Origin of the sequence: Carnobacterium viridans (assembly GCF_900102725.1) — a bacterium.
Lineage (GTDB): Bacteria > Bacillota > Bacilli > Lactobacillales > Carnobacteriaceae > Carnobacterium_B > Carnobacterium_B viridans.
Window position 1 is genome coordinate 1,237,279 of record NZ_FNJW01000008.1, and the last position, 18,568, is coordinate 1,255,846.

Below are 18,568 nucleotides of genomic sequence, written 5' to 3' on the forward strand. Positions count from 1 at the left end.
ATCCCTTTTTTCTGATTATTCCTTGTAATCGTGTATTGTTACGCCCTTGACTACTCGATTAACTGTTCCAGATTTTGAAGGAGTATCCGGTGTATTCTTGACTTTAACAGAAGACAGCAACGATACAGTTTGCGCTGCCATGATAAACGGTAAAGCAAGGTAGCCTTCTGGTAATAAAGAGTACTGTTTATCAAAACCGAATGTTGTGCCAGAAAATTCTTGTCCTTCTACAGACTGAGCAATAGCAATGGTTTGTTTAGCAATGTGATCATGTTGAATTTCTTCTAAAATATCCAAATCGTACTTGCGGGTATAGTGGTCGTTATTTACAAAGACAAAGACCAGTGTTTGTTCATTTACAAACGACTTAGGACCATGACGGAACCCCATAGAGGAGTCAAACATAGTTGCTATTTTTCCAGCTGTTAACTCCAATACTTTTAACTGAGCTTCGCGTGTTAATCCGGCTAAGCTGCCAGATCCTAAATAAATGATGCGATCGAAACCATCTGCTAATAAGTTGTCCAGCTGTTCTTCGTTTTCTACCACTTCTTTACCCATTTTGACCGCAGTGGTTACATAGCTTTCTTTTTCTGCTAAAGAAGATTGATCAAAAACCAGTAAAGCAGTCAATGTCATACACGTGAAACTTCCCGTCATAGCAAAACCTTGATCATTCGAACGCTCAGGCATTAATAACAGAAGATTTTTTTCATCTTGAGAAGCCGCTTTTGCTAAAGCTCCATCTGCTGCACAAGTAATCATAATGTGTCGGATATTTTTTACGCCTTGATCAGCAATTACAACTGCTGCAATACTTTCAGGACTATTACCGCTTCGTGCGAACGAAACCAATACTGTCCAATCCTCTTCATGCAGATGATCCTTTGGAGAAACTACAATATCAGTTGTTGGAATGCTTTCAAAGATATAGGAATCAGTGTCGCCTGCCTTGTTTAAATAGGGTACAATCGTGTCACCAACATAAGCTGATGTGCCAGCTCCAGTAAAAACTATACGTATTTTCCCATTTGCCTCTTTTTTTATTTGTTCCAAAAAAGAATTGATTTTCTCTTCTTGTTTCTGATAATTTTTCCACGCTTCTTCCCAAATTTCAGGTTGTTGCATAATTTCTTGAGTAGTGATCGTCGCTCCAAGATCCTTTAATTCATTTTGTGATTTAGTAAATAGTTGCATGATTACTTCACTCCAGTCTATTCGTCTTCTTCATCAAAATCTTCAGCATCCAATAAATCATTCACTTTCACGATACTTTCTTTCGTTTCCACTATCAGAGAATGAGTGTTACCAGTTAAAGTTGCATTTACAAAACTGATAATCATCGGCAAGTTCATACCCGTATATAACTCAAATGCAGAGCCGCTCATAATTTTTTTTGAAACAATATTGCAAGGAGTACCACCTAATAAATCAGCGAATACAATATAATCTCCATTTAACGGATCAGCAACTGCATTAAATTTTTCAGTAAATTCTTTTTCACCTTCATGTGGCAATAAGGACACAGTGAAAATATTTTCTTGTACGCCTAAAATCATTTCTGCACTTTTCTTTAATTCTTTACAGAAATCTCCATGACTTACCAGTATTAAATTGTTCATATTTTTCATTCCTTTACTTGAATCTTATTTTGAAATGACTCCTAATGCGGATAAAGCAATAGATACTACTAATACAATAAAGATAGCTTTAGTAGAAGTGATGTTCTTTTTGCCTAATAACCAGTAAACAGCTCCAACGATTACTGCTGGTAAAAGACGAGGCATAATCATATCAACATTGTTTTGTACATCAACCACTAAGTCTCCGATAGAAGGTGTCCAAGATAAACGAACATTGATCATGGTTGCAACTAGAGCTCCAACCATGAATACTCCTAATAATGTAGCAGCATCTGTGATAGCTGTTAGTCGACTCTGCATTGTTGTGACAAGAGATACCCCTTCTCTATGAGCAATTTCAAGTTGTTTCCAACGGAAGAACATTACAGCAAAGTTAACGAGCATCCAAATAAATGCGCCAATCGGATTTCCACTTACAGCCATATTAGCAGCTAACGCTCCAAATATAGTAGGCAGCAAAGCTCCAAAAATTGAATCTCCAATAGCAGCAAATGGTCCCATTAAACCAACTTTGATCCCAGCGATTGATTCTTGGGCATCAATGCCTTCTTCTTCTTCAATCGCCATATCGATCCCTGTAACAATCGTATTTAAAAAGTTACTTGTATTGAAAAATTGAGAATGTGTTTTCATCATTGACTTCAACTCTGGTGTGCCATCACCATACATTTTTCTTAATTGAGGTAAGATTGTATATAAATACCCAGATCCTTGCATACGTTCATAGTTCCAACCTAGTTGAAAACCAAACAAACTTCTTCTATTGATTTGGTTAAAGTCTTTTTTTGTCAATTTATAATTAGATTTCGTCATCTTCTATTTCTCCTTCCTCTGATGCTGAACCATTCATTTGTTGAACTTTTGGTGCTTCTATAGTTCGTTTGTATTCTTTAAAGGCGAATGCAAATCCTATCAATGCGATAGCTAACATTGGCATACCTGTAAATGTATTCGCAAATCCTTCTACTACACCAGCTACAGATCCGCCAAGTAATTGAATATTTCCAAATACTGTCGTTAATAAGGCCGTAATAACAAATCCTAAAATCAAGTAAGGTAGATGTTTTTTCACTGGTAAATATCTTAATAAGATAGCGAAACCAACAGCAGGCAGAACAGCACCGGCTACAGCTAATCCGTTACCTAACCACAGTAATTGGTTGTTTAAGACACCAACAATAGAATTGACAAAGCTTCCGCCAAAACTTAATGCTAGCAATACTGGGACAGCTCTAGATAATGACCAAGATAAGGCCCCCATAAGAAAGTTTCGTTCAATTCCTTTGTAATCCATCTCTTCAATCTTTGTATCAATGCGATGTGCAAAAAATGTATTTGCAAATCTTCCTAAAATATCCATTTGAATCATTAATCCTGCTACTGGAACTGCGATTGCAGCGATTGCTTGCTCTGGGTTCATACCAATTCCTACTGAAAAAGCTGTAGCCAAAACGGTACCAGAGTTAGCATCTATTTTTGAAGAACCTCCAAATGTACCTATACCTAAAACAGTTAATTGCATACTACCACCAATAATAAGTCCAGTTGTAACATCACCCATAATTAAACCAGCTATTAATCCAGCGAATACCGGTTGAGCAAGACCAGTATAAACTTGTAATTCATCTAAAATTTGATACCCTGCGTAAAGCGTTAACAATATAATTTGCCACCATGCAACTGCCATTATTTTTTCCTCCTCTATCTTTATCTATTTTTAAATATGTTGTTTTAACAAACCAATAAAGTTCTCTTCGCGATCGCTTGGAACCATTTGTGATACCAATTCCACGCCTTTTTCATTAAGTTGCTTGAAGTTCTCAATATCTTCTTCTAGAACGTTGATCGATCTTGTAATAGATTTTGATTCATCCGATTGAGACATATTTCCAACGTTGATTTTTTTAATTGGTACTCCCAATTCAACTAGCTTTAATAATCTGTCTGGTTTTTTTGCAATGATCAGTAACCGCTGTGAATCATATTTTCCAGCTAGAATATTTGCAGCTGCTTTTTCGATTGATAAAATACTTAATTTGACCCCCGCCGGAGTGGCCAATTTCAACCCGCTCTTTTCGATTGCATTTGTTGTTACGCTATCATCTACCACCATAATTCTGCTGATACCTAGTTTTGTGGTCCAAAGATTTGCTACTTGTCCGTGAATCAATCTTCCATCTATTCTTACTGCTGTAATACTCATATTACTCTTCCTCCTTATCCATTTTTTTAAATTTTGGTTCCATTTCCAAACTTATTGTCTCTGACCAAATGCCTTCTGTTTCAAAAACAATAATCTCATTTTCTCCCTTTTTAAAGAGAGCTTTTGGAACATATAACGATAGAGTTGGTCCCTCATTCCAAAATCGCCCAATGTTAAATCCATTTACTAGAACGATTCCTTTGCCAAACGACTCCATGTTGATAAATGTATCTTCTGGTGCATCGATTTCCACTTTATACTGGTAAAACGATGGCGAATGCTCTTCCCATTCTTTATCAAAGTCAATAGACAACGGTTCTGAAAAGTCTAAGCTGTATTGCTCCCAATCGGTAATAAAATGCAGATCAGACATGACTCCTCTTCGGATCCCTTTTTGTTGCGTATCTGCCAATAACTTGTGTCCGTAATTGACACGCCCCATATTTTCTACTAGTACATCCAGTTGGTTAGAGCCCGTTATAGGTGAAGCGTATATTTTTTCTCCAATCTCTTCTTGATATTGTGTGGCTATTTTTTCTTCATTAAAGAAAAACTGGAGACGATCGCTGCCATCAATTACACGATAAAATTCTTTTTGACTGTCTTTTTCCACATAACTTCTGTAAAGCGTATACCCATATTGTTGACCTAGTTCTTCCATTGTTTTTGGGTACTTAGATTCTTGTTTTTTAGCGATACGATCGACAATAGAAAGCAGACTTACTTTTCCAGTGACCTTTATATCCTTAATGTTCATGCTTGTCTTTAACAAAGGGCTATGTTGTTTAATATCAGGAAAAAATTCTTGCATCATTTTTTGTAAAGCATAATATTTCTCTGTCGGATTGCCTTGTTCATCTAAAGGAGCATCATAATCATATGAAGTTACTTGCGGAAGATCTTTCCTTAACCTTGCCGAACTTCCATTCATGAAACCAAAGTTCGTTCCACCATGAAACATATAAAGATTTAAACTTCCTATCTCTAAAGCTTCTTTAACATCGCGAGTTAAATCATGAGCTTCTCTCTTTATGATTGGATCATTCCAGCGATTAAACCAGCCGTCCCAGTATTCCATACACATCAATGGCCATTTTTTTCCCTTTGATTCGTGAAAATCTTTTAAATCTTTAAAATTCTCTTTTGAATGCGAGCCAAAATTCCCAGTTGTTAAAATATCTAGGTCAGTCATTGTTCCTGCTTCTTGCGTAGCTTTCCATGCCCCATCTGATGTGAAAATAGGAACGGTTACACCAAGTTGTACCATCAATTCGTAAAGCATTTTTAAATATTCTTTGTCTTCGCCATATGAACCGTATTCATTTTCTAGCTGCATCATGATCACAGGTCCACCCTGGTCTACCTGTAAAGGTGTGATTTGTTTAAGAAGCTTTTTATAATAGCGAGAAACTTTTTCAATAAATGCTGGATCTGAAGAACGTATTCGCATATTTTTATACGTTAGGAGCCAAGCCGGCAATCCGCCAAATTCCCACTCAGCACAAATATAAGGAGACGGGCGCAAAATAACAAACAAATCTAATTCCTCTGCTATTTGAACAAACCTTTTGATATCAAATTGACCTGAAAAATTGTATTCTTCTTCTTTTTGTTCGTGTACATTCCAAGGAATATATGTTTCTAATGTATTAAAACCCAACGCTTTTAAATTATATAAGGAGTGATACCAATCCTCAGGAAGAACTCGGAAATAGTGAACGGCACCAGATATGATTTTGAACGGTTCACCATTTAGTAAAAATTCTTCTTTTATTTCAAATGTATTCATTTAAGTACTCCTCTCGTAAAACGTTTACATTCAATATATTAATATACTAAGTTGACATCTGTCAATCTTTATTTTAGTAAAAATAGAAAATATTTACTAAAAAAGAAATAAATGGTAAAATTCCTTTTTTTAAGTTAGTATATTAAGTAAATGGTATAGAAAGGAGATAGGAATGAAAATCCCAAAGTATCAACAGATTAAAGATGATTTGCTCAAAAAAATTGAAGTTGGAGAGTTTAAACATGGCGATCGATTTTACAGTGAAGCGGAGTTAGTTAAACTTTATAATGTTAGTTCAATCACTGTTATTAGAGCTGTTCAAGAATTAGTTAATGATGGTTATCTCTTACGGTTCCAAGGAAAAGGTACCTATGTTTCTCGCTCCCGTAAACGGAAACTTGTGGAGTTTTCAGACATTGAAATTTATGCTGGTGAACCAGAAACGGTAGAGGTTTTAAGCTTAAAAATTCAACATAATGAAGAGAAAAGAAAAGAATTAAAACTAAGAAAAAAAGAAGACTACTATGAAATTGTTCGGTTAAGAAAAGTTAATGAGGATCCATTTTTGTTGCATCTTTCTTATATTCCTAGCCAATTTATTAAAAATGATGTTCCTAGCCTTGATTATTATGATTCTATTTATAACCGTTTTAAAAGCGACTTTAACATCTATATGTATGATGAAGAATCAAAAGAAACTAACGAAATTTGCTTCCCTACAGATGATTGGGTCGCAAAATTATTACAAATGAACACTAACGAGCCTACTATCAGACAAGAAAAGAAAACTATTTTACAAGATGGAACTGTTGCTGAAGTAGTAGTCAGCTACAAAAAGTGGAACTACTACAAGATAGAGTTATCGTCGTTTAAAGATCAATATTAAACAATAAGTATACTAGGAGGCATACAAATCTTATGGCAAGAATTGCAATTGATATGGATGAAGTTATCGCTGATTTTTACAGCAATGATTTAAAGGTATACAATGAACTTTATGAAGCTGAGTTGACTATTAGTGATTTAAATGGACAGTATGTAAGTGAGCTTTACCCAGAAACGGATAAGATCATGCGTTATATACGTAATACTAAAGGCTTCTTTAAAGATCTGCCTGTCATTGAGAATGCTCAACAAGTGATAAGTGAATTGATGCAAGAGCATGAAATCTTCATCACTACAGCAGCTATGGACTTTCCAAATAGTTTTGATGATAAATTTTATTGGCTTCAAAGTCACTTCCCTTCTATCCAAAAAGAAAATATTGTTTTTTGTGGCAATAAAAGTATCATACATGCTGATTACTTAGTTGATGATAACATTGGTCATTTCAGCAACTTTTCAGGAATCGGATTGCTATTTACTGCCCATCATAATAAAAAAATTGATTTTCCCAATCGTATGGAAAACTGGAAAGCTGTTAAAGATTTTTTCCAACAACTTACTGAATAATTTTTAAAACTGTCTTAGTTTTTCTCGGGACAGTTTTTTCTATTGAACTATAAAAAGTAATCTTTATTTTTAGGTTTTACTAAATTTTACTTGTATTTATTTACTAAATTAATTACACTAAGAATATCAAAACATTATTAAGGAGGATATACAAAATGAATTTAAACAACTTGAAAAAAAAATTCACCGAACTTTTTAAACAAACTGATATGGAAGCGTTTTTTTCTCCTGGGAGAATTAACTTGATTGGAGAACACACTGATTACAACGGTGGGAATGTTTTTCCATGCGCAATTACTTTAGGGACATACGGTTTAGCAGCAAAACGTGAGGATAAAACGCTTAACTTCTATTCTGAAAACTTTGCTGAATTAGGTATTATTTCTATTGATTTAGATAACTTAGAATACAATGTAGCAGATAGATGGACGAATTATCCTAAAGGAATGATCAAGTTTTTAAAAGAGTCTGGATATGATATCAATCAAGGACTAGATATTCTTTATTACGGTAATATTCCAAATGGAGCGGGTCTTTCCTCTTCTGCTTCGATTGAATTATTGACAGGATTTATAGTACAAACACTATTTGGTTTAGACATCGATCGATTAGAGTTGATTAAAACTGGTCAACGAGTGGAAAATGAATTTATTGGGGTCAATTCAGGTATTATGGATCAATTTGCAGTAGGTAAAGGCAAAAAAGATACAGCTATTTTACTAGACTGCAACACTTTAGAATATGAATTGATTCCAGTAGTGTTAGAAAATCATTCAATTGTTATCATGAACACTAAAAAAAGACGTGAGTTAGCTGATTCTAAATACAATGAACGACGTAGCGAATGCGATCAAGCATTAACAGAATTGCAAAAATTTCTTACTGTTTCTTCATTAGGTGCGTTGGATGAACAAACATTTGCTGACCATCAATCTATTCTTTCAAATGAAACCATTCTAAAAAGAGCACGACATGCCGTAACTGAGAATCAAAGGACACTTAAGGCAGCCGTAGCTTTAAAGGCTGGAAATCTAAAAGAATTTGGTCAATTAATGAATCAATCACATATTTCTTTGAGAGATGATTATGAAGTAACTGGACCAGAATTGGACGCAATAGTTCAAGCTGCCTGGGATCAACCAGGGATTTTAGGTGCACGAATGACGGGTGCAGGATTTGGCGGATGTGCCATCGCAATCGTTGAAAACGATAAGATAGATGATTTTATTGACCAAGTTGGAAAACAATACCTAGATCAAATTGGCTACCCTGGTGAGTTTTATATCGCTCAAATTAGTGATGGTCCTAAATTGCTTGAGGAGGAATCAGTATGACAGTCTTAGTCTTAGGAGGAGCCGGTTATATCGGTTCTCATGCCGTTGATCAATTAATTGAACAACAATATGACGTCACAGTAATCGATAATTTACAAACTGGACACCGAGGTGCGATTCATAAAAAAGCACGTTTTTACCAAGGAGACATTCGTGACAAAGCCTTTATGGAATCTGTTTTTGAAAAAGAATCGATTGAAGGAGTTATGCACTTTGCAGCAAATTCTTTAGTGGGAGAATCAATACAACAACCGCTACAATACTTTAATAATAATGTCTATGGAACTCAGGTCACTTTAGAAGTTATGCAGAAATTCGCTGTTAAATCCATTGTCTTCTCTTCTTCAGCTGCTACTTACGGCGAGCCAAAAGAAGTTCCAATTAAGGAAACTGCAGACACCAATCCTGAAAGTCCGTATGGAGAAACAAAATTGATGATGGAAAAGATATTGAAATGGTGCGACAAAGCTTATGATATGAAATTTGTTGCTTTACGGTATTTTAATGTAGCTGGAGCAAAATTAGATGGCAGCATCGGTGAAGATCACTCGCCTGAGTCACATTTAGTTCCTCTTATTTTACAAACGGCTTTAGGACAAAGAAATGAATTAACCATTTTCGGAGACGATTATGCTACACCAGACGGTACTTGTATCCGTGATTATGTCCATGTAGTCGATTTAGTTGAAGCACATATCTTAGCACTCGAGTATTTGAAGGCTGGAAATCAAAGTACTGTTTTTAATTTAGGCAGCAGTACTGGTTTTTCAGTCAAAAAGATGCTGGATACTGCACGTGAAGTTACTGGAAGAGAAATCCCTGCAACAGTAACCGTACGTCGAGCTGGAGATCCTAGTACATTGATTGCTTCAAGCGAGAAAGCAAAAACTATTTTAAATTGGAAACCTCAATACACAGATATAAAAGATATCATAGCATCAGCTTGGAATTGGCATAAAAACTCTCCTCACGGTTATACAGACACACACAATTAGAAAGGATGAATGTATATGATCGATCAATCAGTAACCGACTTTATTCAAATCGGTTATCAAAATCAAGAAATTCATCCGTTAGATGTTCTTCTTAAACAAAATCAATTGCTCGCCTTGATTGGAAAACAAGCTTTAGATTCAGATATAAAAGCTTCTATGCCATTACCAAATCGTTTGGAAACATTGGATACACTAGTAGATTATGCTATTCAAGAAAATGTGATTAAAGATTTGGAATCTGAAAGAGACATATTATCCGCAAAAATTATGAATCTCATCACTCCTTTACCTTCTGAAGTAAACTGGAAATTTTGGGATCTTTATCAAGAAAGCCCTAAATCTGCTACAAATTACTTTTATCACCTTAGTCGGGAAAATGACTATATTAAAACAAGGGCCATTGAAAAGAATATCGAATTTACCAAATCTACTGTTTATGGTGATTTAGAGATTACAATCAATTTATCTAAACCAGAAAAAGACCCTAAGCAGATAGCTTTGGCTAAAACAGCTCCTACTTCTTTCGGGTATCCTACTTGTCTATTATGTATGGAAAATGAAGGTTACGAGGGACATATAAATCATCCAGCTAGGAGCAATCATCGTATTGTCCGTTTAACTTTAAATCAAGAAAATTGGGGGCTGCAATATTCACCTTATGCTTATTATGAAGAGCATTGTATTTTCCTGTCACAAGAACATAAACCAATGAAACTAGAAAAAGCAACATTTGAGAAGCTTTTAAATATAGTAGAACAATTTCCACATTACTTCGTAGGATCCAACGCTGATTTACCGATAGTTGGAGGCTCTATTCTTTCTCACGATCATTACCAAGGTGGCCAGCACACATTTGCAATGGCAAATGCAGCTACAGAGCATTCTTTTACATTAAAAGATACTCCTTCTGTAGAAGCTGGAATCGTCAAATGGCCAATGTCAGTCATCCGCCTAAGAAGCGCTAATCAAACAGAATTGATAACTGCTGCAAATCTTATTTTAGATCAGTGGCGTTTGTATTCAGATAAGTCAGTAGATATTTTAGCTCAGACAAACGGTGAACTTCATAATACGATTACGCCTATCGCAAGATATAAAGAAAAAAAATATGAATTAGACTTAGTATTGCGCAATAATCGTACATCACAGCAATATCCTGAAGGAATTTTCCATCCTCATCCTGATGTTCAACATATTAAAAAAGAAAATATTGGGCTGATTGAAGTAATGGGCTTAGCTATCTTGCCACCAAGACTAAAAAAAGAACTTGTTGAAGTTGAGCACTACTTATTAGATGAACCTCATCAGTTAGACACTTCTCATCAAGATTGGGCTGATGAATTAAAAAGAACAAAAAAAATTACAAAAGAAACGGTCGGAACAATCGTTGAAGATGCCGTTGGATCTATTTTTCTGAGAGTACTAGAAGACGCCGGAGTGTATAAACAGAATGCTGAAGGAAAAGCTGCTTTCAAACGATTTATAAATAGTTTTGCTCATTCAAAAGGAGGAGAAAAGAATGGACATTTCAATTAAAGATTTTGGAGAACTTTCAGGACAGGTTATTCAGGAATATACTTTGACGAATCGTCAAGGTATCTCCTTATCAGCCATGACTTATGGCGCAGCTATCACTTCCATTCGAGTACCAGATAAGAATGGACTGATTGAAAACATTGTGCTAGGCTACGATACTTTGGATGAATATGTATCTTATCGTCCTTACTATGGCGCAACTGTTGGAAGAGTTGCTGGACGTATTGATAAAGGCAAATTCACATTAGAAGGTAAAAACTATCAGCTTGAAACAAATGATAAAACTAACCATTCACATGGCGGTATAAATGGTTTAGATACAAAAATCTGGACTGTTAAAACAGAATCTACAGAAAACGAAGGACATCTGGTTTTTACCTATAAAAGTCCACATGGTGAAAATGGTTATCCTGGAAATTTGACTGTAAAAGTTACTTATACTTTAACAGAGTCTAATGAGTGGAAAATCAATTATCAAGCTACAACAGATAAAACCACCTTATTTAATCCAACAAATCATGTGTATTTTAATTTATCGGGAGATCCAACAAAAGCCATCAATCAACATACATTGGCTTTAACTAGCAAATACTTTGCTGAACTAAAAGAAGATTATATTCCAACGGGTACCTTGCTGCCTGTAAAGGGTACACCCTTTGATTTTACAACTGCAGACACTGTAAACAAAGGTTTTGAGAGCACACATTCCCAAAACAAATTAGTTTCTGGATATGATCATCCTTTTGTTCTAGAACATCTTGCTGATAAACCTGAGGCTACCTTGTATGACCAAAAGAGCGGAAGACGCGTTCAGATGGTGACAGATCGAGATGCTGTTGTTATCTTCGCCGTAAACACATTAGATGGGCGACACACTAATGAAGGAACATCTGAAGAACATTATGCAGGAATTACGTTAGAAGCTCAAAATTTACCAAATGCAATCAACCAAAAGGACTTTGGTAAAGTGACCCTCTCACCTGATGAAATTTTTCAATCTGAAACAACTTACCGCTTTGATACAATGCTATAATAAAGAAAACAATAGCTTAAATGAAACAAGGAAAGAAAGTGGTGAGAAGATGGCAACAATTAAAGATATTGCCGAACAAGCAGGCGTTTCAAGCGCAACCGTTTCTCGTGTATTAAATTATGACAACACATTATCAGTAGGCGATGAAACAAAAAAACGTATTTTTGAAGTCGCTGAAGCGCTGGACTACACAAAGTATCAAAAGAAAAAAGCAAAAAAACAAGGCAAGCTTGCCATCGTACAATGGTATACAGAAAAAGAAGAATTGGATGACCTGTATTATTTATCCATCCGTTTAGGTGTAGAAAAAAGAGCAGAAGAAATGAACTATGACATTATCCGTATTTTCCAAAATAACGATTTTGAAATGAATTCAGATATAGAAGGCATCATAGCGATTGGAAAATTTAGTGACTCTCAAGTAAATGAGCTTACTTCATGGACAGAAAATATTTGTTTTGTCGATTTTGATCAACTTCACCGCAAATTGGATTCGGTTGTCATCGATTTTGAGCAGGCAGTAACTTCTGTTTTAGATTATTTTTTTAAAAACGGGCATCAAACTATTGGTTTGATTGCTGGACAAGAAAATTTTGGTGATAAATCTAAACCTATCATCGATAAACGAACCACTATTTTCGAGAATTACATGAATCAAGTTGGAATATATCAGGAAAAATATGTATTCACCGGGGCATTTAATGTTACAGCTGGTCAAGAATTAATGAAAAAAGCGATTGAAACCTTAAAAGATGATTTACCAGATGCCTTTTTTGTTTCAAATGACTCAATGGCTATCGGTTGTTTAAGAGCATTGCAAGAAGCCGGTATCTCCGTACCTGAACGAGTTAGCATCATTGGGTTCAATGATATAAGCGTAGCCAAATATATCTACCCTACATTGAGTACAGTAAAAGTGTATACCGAGTTAATGGGAGAAACGGGCTTTGATTTGTGGTTGGATAAAGTCACAAGCGAAAGAACAGTCGCAAAAAAAATCACCTTATCAACAGACTTAGTGTTGCGTGAGAGTACTAAATTAAATCTATAATTAAAAAAGGACATTCTTAGAGTTCAAAATTGAACCTTAAGAATGTCCTTTTTCTGTTATACTTAGCCTTCCATAAGAGACATCGTTTCTTCTATTTCATTTACTTTTTCTGTAATAAAGTGTTTTTCAATGGCTTTTTGTCGCAATTCTTCACGAAACTTAGGATGTGCTACTTCAATCAAAGCCTCTGCTCTTTCTTGTACTGTTTTCCCAATTAATTCAGCTTTTCCATACTCCGTTACAATTGTATCGATATCATTTTTAGAAGTTGATACAGCTGATCCTAAAGCTAATTCAGGTACAATTGTAGAGATAGTGTCGTTCTTAGCTGTTGAATACAAGCAGATGATTCCACAGCCATTTTTAGCTAGTCTAACTCCTTTAGTAAAGTCAGCTTGACCACCTGTAGATGAATAATACGAACCTTTTACCGTTTCTGAATTGCATTGTCCTAAAAAGTCAACTTCAACTGTCGAATTGATGGCTTTTAAATTATCAATTTTAGCAATTTCGCGAATATCATTCGTCATATCACAGGGCAACATCAATATATCTCTGTTGTTATTCATAAATTCATATAATTGTTTTGAGCCGATCGCGAACGTAGAAACTGTTTTTGTTGGATAAGTAGTTTTATATTTATTGTTGACAATGCCTTTTGCATAGAGTTCCACAATTTTATCTGGAAGCATCTCACTATGAACACCTAAATTTCGTTTATCCATCAAGTAGTCCATTACAGCATTTGGCATTGAACCAAAACCAATTTGAACCGTATCTCCATCTTTCACCGTTTCAGCAATGATTTTGCCGATAGCCAAATCTTTTTCACTTAATTTAGGGCTAGGTAAAGTTGGCAATTCAAAATCGTGTTCAATTAATGCTGAGACTTCACTAATATGAATGGTATTTTTGGCACCAAATGTACGTGGCATGTTCTTGTTGACTTCAAGAATGATGGTTTTTGCATCTTCAATCAATGAAGCAACATAAGAAGGACTTGTTCCTAAAGAGAAGTTACCGTCTTCATCCATTGACGATACTGTCGCCATGATTACTGGACGATCTGTACGTTTTTTTAGTAATGCCGGTATATCCGAAAAGTGATTTGGCAGTAAATCAATGTTGCCTTGATTAAATCCTTTTCTGTCCATACCTGATAAAAATATTGATACTTGTTTTAGCTTAGATGGCGAGATATCCACGGTCGGAAAGCTTGGCAGCATACGGTATAAAGTATTTCCTTTTAACGACCCATTTATAGGTAACGCTTCCAATAATGCTGGAGGTTCGCCTGGCATGATGGGGAAAATGATCCCCTCTCCTGGCTCAATCAATTGTACCGCTTCTTGTGCTGTTGTTTTTTTCTTTTCATACATTTTTTCGTATAATTTTAACATGACTACAATCCCCCAATCAGATGAATGATTCTTTTTTATTTATTTTCAAATTGTGCATTACGCTTTTCAACAAAAGCAGTCATACCCTCTTTTTGATCTTCAGTAGCAAATAAAGCTCCAAAAACTTCAGATTCCAATGCTAATCCTTGCTGTATACTCATTTGCATGCCTTGATTGATTGATTTTTTACTGCCTTCTACACCTAATGGCGAATTTTTGATTATTTTTTCAGCCATCGCTTTTGTTTCTTCTAGCAAGTCTTCAACGGCTACTACTTTATTCAGTAAACCAATTCGATAAGCTTCTGCGGCTGCGACGTTTGCTCCTGTGTAAATCAATTCTTTAGCTTTCCCAGTTCCAACCAGGCGTGGCAAGCGTTGGGTTCCGCCAAATCCAGGAATGATTCCCAACCCTACTTCAGGTTGTCCAAATTTTGCATTTTCAGCGCCGATTCGAATGTCACAAGCTAAAGCAAGTTCACACCCACCGCCTAAAGCAAATCCATTAACGGCAGCTATAGTCGGCTGACGTAATTGTTCCAATTTTGAAAAAACCGCATTGCCTAAGGAAGAAAAAATTGTTCCTTCAACTGCATTTTTTTCTTTCATTTCTTTGATATCTGCACCTGCTACAAACGCTTTAGTACCTGAACCGGTCACGATTAGCACACGAATCGCACCATCTTTCTCCACCTCATCAAGCGCAACCGACACTTCTTCTAAGACTTCTTGACTTAATGCGTTTAACATTTTAGGTCGATTAATGGTTAAAGTAGCGATTCCTTCTGCTTTTTCTAAAGTAAGTGTATTATATTCTGTCATTTCGTTGTCCTCTCCTTATGAAGCATATTCATAAAACCCTTTACCGGTTTTTCTACCTAGCCAGCCAGCTTCTACATATTTTTTCAACAACGGACAAGGACGATATTTGGAATCATTAAATCCTATATATAAAACTTCCATAATAGCTAAACAAACATCCAGTCCAATATAATCTGCTAAAGCAATTGGACCCATTGGGTGATTTGCACCTAGCTTCATTGCTTCGTCGACTTCTTCAAGTGTTGCTATGCCTTCATGCACCGTAAAAATGGCTTCATTGATCATTGGCATCAAAATACGATTAACGGCAAACCCTGGCGAATCTTTAATATCAATCGTAATTTTCCCGATTTTTTCGCTCAACGCTTTAATAGTGGCTGCTGTTTCATCATCTGTTGCCAAACCTCGATTGATCTCTACTAATTTCATAACAGGAACCGGATTAAAGAAGTGCAATCCAATAACTTTTTCAGGTCGATTTGTCGCTGCAGCAATTTCTGTAATCGAAAGAGAGGACGTATTGCTGGCTAAAATCGTTTCTTTATCTGTAATTTCATCTAGTTCTTTAAAAATAGACAATTTGATTTTTTTATTTTCTGTCGCTGCTTCAATGACTAATTGCGCTTCTTTTGCATCTTGAATATCTGTTGAAAGTGTAAAATGAACTAAAATACGTTGTTTTTCGGCTTCTGTTTTACGACCTTTTTCAACTTCACGAGTTAACCCTTTTTCGATCTTAGTGAATCCTCGTTGCACAAATTCTTCTTTTATATCGTTCAAGATAACATCATATCCAGCTTGTGCCATAACTTGCGCAATACCACTGCCCATTTGTCCTGATCCGATTACCATAACTTTTTTGATTTCCATCATCTCACTCCTCTAAATAAGTAACTAGTACTTTTCCTTGTGATCAGTTAATCCATTTTTTTGCAATTGCATCTTTTTGCGTTTCTAACGTACCACCATAAATGGCTGTTAACTTAGCATCTCTAACGTAGCGTTCGATATCGTTGTTCCGCATGTATCCGTAACCGCCAGTTACTTGAATGGCCATTTCAGTCATTTCGATACTAGTATTTGCAGCTTTCAACTTAACCATAGCGACCATTATTGAATCAAGTTGATCGTTTTTCGCTACTTGATCCAACAGTGCAGCCGCAGCTTGAAATTCTGTATACATTTCAGCGAGTTTAAATTGTGTGTTGCGCAGATCAATCAGTCGTTGCCCAAATTTACGATCTTGACTAACATAGTTTAAAGCTCGTTCAAAAGATCCTTCAGCGATTCCTATCGCTTGAGCGGCAATTGACAATCGCATATGATCACTGATAGATTGGCATTGCTCTGCTCCATTACAGCTACCACCCAATAAATTTTCTTTTGAAACGCATATCTGGTCAAACTCAAGTGAAGCCACAGGAAGAGCACGTATACCCATCTTTTCTTCTCTATTTCCTATAGTAAGCCCACGCATTTCAGCTGTTATAATAAAGATACCGTATCCGCTTGTTCCATCTTTAGCTATGGTCTTACTTCCTATTAAATAAACGTTTGCTTTTGCCGCATTTGAAACAAATGCTTTAGCCCCACTTAGTTCCCAATAATTTTCTTTTTCAACTGCAAGAGTTTCCATGTTTTCAAGATTATTGCCCATCCCTAACTCATTTAGTCCAAATGCACCAAAGGTTTCTCCACTTAGCATAGCAGGCAGATGCTTCTGTTTTTGTCGTTCAGTGCCATATTGATAGATTGGCCAAAGGCTCATAGATGTTTGAGTCAGTAAAATACTAGCTGTTGAAGCACAATCTCTTGATACGATCCGAATGACTTCCAACAAATCTTTAAATGATCCCCCAAGTCCCCCATGCAACCGATCAAATGGCATCCGTAAAACGCCCATATCACTTAATTGATTTAGTTGTTCTTCAGGAAATGCTTCTGTTTTATCATATTCAGAAGCATTTGGTCGTATGACTGTTTTAGAAAAATCAGCTACTCGACTGATCAAATGGTTCATTGTTTCATTCATCATGTTTGGATACTCCTCTTTGAATTTTCTACTAGCTAGCCATACATTTTTTATTTCTTAACGTTCAACGATTAGTGACATTCCTTGTCCTCCGCCAATACATAACGTTGCTAATCCACGTTTTGAATCGCGTTTTTCCATTTCGTGAAGTAAAGTGACCAAGATACGAGCACCACTAGCTCCAACTGGGTGTCCTAAAGCAATCGCACCACCATTGACGTTAACGATATCCGTGTTGAATTTTAAATCTGTTATGACACTTAATGCTTGTGCCGCAAAAGCTTCATTTGCTTCGATCAAGTCTAAATCTTCTACTGTTAAACCGGCTTTTTTCAATGCTTTTTGAGTTGCTGGAATTGGACCACATCCCATAATTTTTGGATCTACACCTGCACTTGCATATGACTTGATTGTAGCTAGAGGTTTCAATCCTAACTCATCTGCTTTTTCACGGCTCATAACGATCAAGACTGCTGCACCATCGTTCAATCCTGAAGCATTTCCTGCTGTTACTGAACCATCTTTTTTGAAAGCGGGTTTTAATTTCGCCATTGCTTCATTTGTTGTACCAAAACGTGGGTGTTCATCTGTATCGATTACTTTAGGTCCTCCTCTGCGTTGAGGTACTTCGATTGGAACGATTTCTTCTTTGAATCGGCCAGAGGTTACAGCCTTCTCAGCATTATTTTGACTGCGAACCGCTAATTCGTCTTGTTGCTCACGAGTAAATTGATATTTTTCAACAATATTTTCAGCTGTTATGCCCATATGAATATCGGTAAAGGCATCCGTTAAACCATCCTTCAACATTGTATCGATCATTTGACCATTACCCATTCGTTTACCCCATCGTGCATCAGGCAATACGTATGGTGCTTGACTCATACTTTCGGTTCCACCAGCAATAACAATTTCATTGTCTCCTGAAAGAATTGATTGCGCTGCTAAAGCGACCGTTTTCAATCCCGAACCACATACTTTATTGATAGCAAAAGATGGAACGTGTTTTGGGATTCCAGCTTTTATTGCTACTTGTCTAGCAACATTTTGACCTAAACCTGCACTTAAAACGTTTCCAAATATCATTTCATCAATTGTTGCTGGATCTAATCCAATACTGTCAATTGCTTTTTTTACAACAGCAGCTCCTAAATCAACGGCTGATACATCTTTAAAAGCTCCTCCAAATGATCCAACTGGCGTTCTTAATGCTGACACGATTACTGCTTCTGTCATTTAAATTACCTCCAAATAATTTCCCTGTTTTTATTACGTCTTC

Annotated in this window: 18 protein-coding genes; 7 read left to right on the forward strand and 11 right to left on the reverse strand. The window is 36.1% G+C overall.

Annotated elements, in window-relative coordinates; genetic code table 11:
- Nucleotides 1-15 precede the first annotated feature (15 nt).
- Genes BLT48_RS07335 through BLT48_RS07360 form a run of 6 tightly spaced genes read right to left on the reverse strand, consistent with a single transcriptional unit; the run spans nt 16 to nt 5,635 of the window.
- Entirely contained in the window at nt 16-1,197 is a 1,182-nt protein-coding gene (locus BLT48_RS07335; protein WP_089976708.1) for an SIS domain-containing protein, read from the reverse strand.
- Nucleotides 1,198-1,214: 17 nt separating this feature from the next.
- Nucleotides 1,215-1,622, reverse strand: coding sequence for a PTS sugar transporter subunit IIA (locus BLT48_RS07340; protein WP_089978709.1), 408 nt, complete (start codon nt 1,620-1,622; stop codon nt 1,215-1,217).
- Between the two features lie 24 nt (nt 1,623-1,646).
- Complete coding sequence (locus BLT48_RS07345; protein ID WP_089976713.1) at nt 1,647-2,456, reverse strand: PTS system mannose/fructose/sorbose family transporter subunit IID; 810 nt, start codon at nt 2,454-2,456, stop codon at nt 1,647-1,649.
- Complete coding sequence (locus BLT48_RS07350) at nt 2,443-3,330, reverse strand: PTS mannose/fructose/sorbose/N-acetylgalactosamine transporter subunit IIC (protein WP_089976716.1); 888 nt, start codon at nt 3,328-3,330, stop codon at nt 2,443-2,445. Before BLT48_RS07350 ends, BLT48_RS07345 begins: the two co-directional genes overlap by 14 nt.
- 30 nt (nt 3,331-3,360) lie before the next feature.
- Entirely contained in the window at nt 3,361-3,846 is a 486-nt protein-coding gene (locus BLT48_RS07355; RefSeq protein ID WP_089976719.1) for a PTS sugar transporter subunit IIB, read from the reverse strand.
- A gap of 1 nt (nt 3,847) precedes the next feature.
- Nucleotides 3,848-5,635 (reverse strand): glycoside hydrolase family 35 protein, encoded by a 1,788-nt coding sequence (locus BLT48_RS07360; protein WP_089976723.1) that lies wholly within the window; start codon nt 5,633-5,635, stop codon nt 3,848-3,850.
- Nucleotides 5,636-5,807: 172 nt separating this feature from the next.
- Between BLT48_RS07360 and BLT48_RS07365 the strand changes: the two genes are divergently transcribed.
- The 7 genes from BLT48_RS07365 to BLT48_RS07395 all read left to right on the forward strand — a co-directional run bounded on the left by BLT48_RS07365 (nt 5,808) and on the right by BLT48_RS07395 (nt 13,036).
- Nucleotides 5,808-6,521 (forward strand): GntR family transcriptional regulator, encoded by a 714-nt coding sequence (locus BLT48_RS07365; RefSeq protein WP_089976727.1) that lies wholly within the window; start codon nt 5,808-5,810, stop codon nt 6,519-6,521.
- A gap of 32 nt (nt 6,522-6,553) precedes the next feature.
- On the forward strand, nt 6,554-7,087 hold the full coding sequence (locus tag BLT48_RS07370; protein ID WP_089976730.1) for a 5' nucleotidase, NT5C type: 534 nt from the start codon (nt 6,554-6,556) through the stop codon (nt 7,085-7,087).
- 155 nt (nt 7,088-7,242) lie between these two features.
- On the forward strand, nt 7,243-8,421 hold the full coding sequence (locus BLT48_RS07375) for a galactokinase (protein ID WP_089976735.1): 1,179 nt from the start codon (nt 7,243-7,245) through the stop codon (nt 8,419-8,421).
- On the forward strand, nt 8,418-9,416 hold the full coding sequence (galE, locus tag BLT48_RS07380; protein ID WP_089976738.1) for a UDP-glucose 4-epimerase GalE: 999 nt from the start codon (nt 8,418-8,420) through the stop codon (nt 9,414-9,416). The genes BLT48_RS07375 and galE overlap by 4 nt, the downstream gene beginning before the upstream one ends.
- 15 nt (nt 9,417-9,431) lie before the next feature.
- On the forward strand, nt 9,432-10,952 hold the full coding sequence (galT, locus tag BLT48_RS07385) for a UDP-glucose--hexose-1-phosphate uridylyltransferase (protein WP_089976740.1): 1,521 nt from the start codon (nt 9,432-9,434) through the stop codon (nt 10,950-10,952).
- A complete protein-coding gene (locus tag BLT48_RS07390; protein ID WP_089976743.1) occupies nt 10,936-11,985 on the forward strand; it encodes an aldose epimerase family protein in 1,050 nt (349 codons plus the stop codon). Before galT ends, BLT48_RS07390 begins: the two co-directional genes overlap by 17 nt.
- Before the next feature lie 49 nt (nt 11,986-12,034).
- Complete coding sequence (locus tag BLT48_RS07395; RefSeq protein ID WP_089976747.1) at nt 12,035-13,036, forward strand: LacI family DNA-binding transcriptional regulator; 1,002 nt, start codon at nt 12,035-12,037, stop codon at nt 13,034-13,036.
- Between the two features lie 62 nt (nt 13,037-13,098).
- Here BLT48_RS07395 and BLT48_RS07400 read toward each other — a convergent pair whose 3' ends face one another.
- Genes BLT48_RS07400 through BLT48_RS07420 form a run of 5 tightly spaced genes read right to left on the reverse strand, consistent with a single transcriptional unit; the run spans nt 13,099 to nt 18,525 of the window.
- Nucleotides 13,099-14,436 carry an acetyl-CoA hydrolase/transferase family protein gene (locus BLT48_RS07400; protein WP_089976752.1) on the reverse strand — a complete coding sequence of 446 codons (1,338 nt, stop codon included), beginning with the start codon at nt 14,434-14,436 and terminating at the stop codon, nt 13,099-13,101.
- Between the two features lie 35 nt (nt 14,437-14,471).
- Nucleotides 14,472-15,257, reverse strand: a complete 786-nt coding sequence (locus BLT48_RS07405; RefSeq protein ID WP_007721919.1) for an enoyl-CoA hydratase-related protein — start codon at nt 15,255-15,257, stop codon at nt 14,472-14,474.
- Nucleotides 15,258-15,272: 15 nt separating this feature from the next.
- Entirely contained in the window at nt 15,273-16,127 is an 855-nt protein-coding gene (locus BLT48_RS07410; RefSeq protein ID WP_089976754.1) for a 3-hydroxybutyryl-CoA dehydrogenase, read from the reverse strand.
- 43 nt (nt 16,128-16,170) lie between these two features.
- Complete coding sequence (locus BLT48_RS07415) at nt 16,171-17,292, reverse strand: acyl-CoA dehydrogenase family protein (protein WP_089976758.1); 1,122 nt, start codon at nt 17,290-17,292, stop codon at nt 16,171-16,173.
- A gap of 54 nt (nt 17,293-17,346) precedes the next feature.
- Nucleotides 17,347-18,525, reverse strand: a complete 1,179-nt coding sequence (locus BLT48_RS07420; RefSeq protein WP_007721923.1) for an acetyl-CoA C-acetyltransferase — start codon at nt 18,523-18,525, stop codon at nt 17,347-17,349.
- Between the last annotated feature and the right edge of the window lie 43 nt (nt 18,526-18,568).

What these genes read in the sequence shown, in the direction of transcription:
- BLT48_RS07335 (WP_089976708.1), bottom strand. Translation starts at nt 1,197, where the DNA reads ATGCAACTATTTACTAAATCACAAAATGAATTAAAGGATCTTGGAGCG.
- BLT48_RS07345 (WP_089976713.1), bottom strand. Translation starts at nt 2,456, where the DNA reads ATGACGAAATCTAATTATAAATTGACAAAAAAAGACTTTAACCAAATC.
- BLT48_RS07415 (WP_089976758.1), bottom strand. Translation starts at nt 17,292, where the DNA reads ATGATGAATGAAACAATGAACCATTTGATCAGTCGAGTAGCTGATTTT.
- BLT48_RS07400 (WP_089976752.1), bottom strand. Translation starts at nt 14,436, where the DNA reads ATGTTAAAATTATACGAAAAAATGTATGAAAAGAAAAAAACAACAGCA.
- BLT48_RS07405 (WP_007721919.1), bottom strand. Translation starts at nt 15,257, where the DNA reads ATGACAGAATATAATACACTTACTTTAGAAAAAGCAGAAGGAATCGCT.
- BLT48_RS07390 (WP_089976743.1), top strand. Translation starts at nt 10,936, where the DNA reads ATGGACATTTCAATTAAAGATTTTGGAGAACTTTCAGGACAGGTTATT.
- BLT48_RS07370 (WP_089976730.1), top strand. Translation starts at nt 6,554, where the DNA reads ATGGCAAGAATTGCAATTGATATGGATGAAGTTATCGCTGATTTTTAC.
- BLT48_RS07395 (WP_089976747.1), top strand. Translation starts at nt 12,035, where the DNA reads ATGGCAACAATTAAAGATATTGCCGAACAAGCAGGCGTTTCAAGCGCA.
- BLT48_RS07355 (WP_089976719.1), bottom strand. Translation starts at nt 3,846, where the DNA reads ATGAGTATTACAGCAGTAAGAATAGATGGAAGATTGATTCACGGACAA.
- BLT48_RS07340 (WP_089978709.1), bottom strand. Translation starts at nt 1,622, where the DNA reads ATGAACAATTTAATACTGGTAAGTCATGGAGATTTCTGTAAAGAATTA.
- galT (WP_089976740.1), top strand. Translation starts at nt 9,432, where the DNA reads ATGATCGATCAATCAGTAACCGACTTTATTCAAATCGGTTATCAAAAT.
- BLT48_RS07360 (WP_089976723.1), bottom strand. Translation starts at nt 5,635, where the DNA reads ATGAATACATTTGAAATAAAAGAAGAATTTTTACTAAATGGTGAACCG.
- BLT48_RS07350 (WP_089976716.1), bottom strand. Translation starts at nt 3,330, where the DNA reads ATGGCAGTTGCATGGTGGCAAATTATATTGTTAACGCTTTACGCAGGG.
- galE (WP_089976738.1), top strand. Translation starts at nt 8,418, where the DNA reads ATGACAGTCTTAGTCTTAGGAGGAGCCGGTTATATCGGTTCTCATGCC.
- BLT48_RS07365 (WP_089976727.1), top strand. Translation starts at nt 5,808, where the DNA reads ATGAAAATCCCAAAGTATCAACAGATTAAAGATGATTTGCTCAAAAAA.
- BLT48_RS07420 (WP_007721923.1), bottom strand. Translation starts at nt 18,525, where the DNA reads ATGACAGAAGCAGTAATCGTGTCAGCATTAAGAACGCCAGTTGGATCA.
- BLT48_RS07410 (WP_089976754.1), bottom strand. Translation starts at nt 16,127, where the DNA reads ATGGAAATCAAAAAAGTTATGGTAATCGGATCAGGACAAATGGGCAGT.
- BLT48_RS07375 (WP_089976735.1), top strand. Translation starts at nt 7,243, where the DNA reads ATGAATTTAAACAACTTGAAAAAAAAATTCACCGAACTTTTTAAACAA.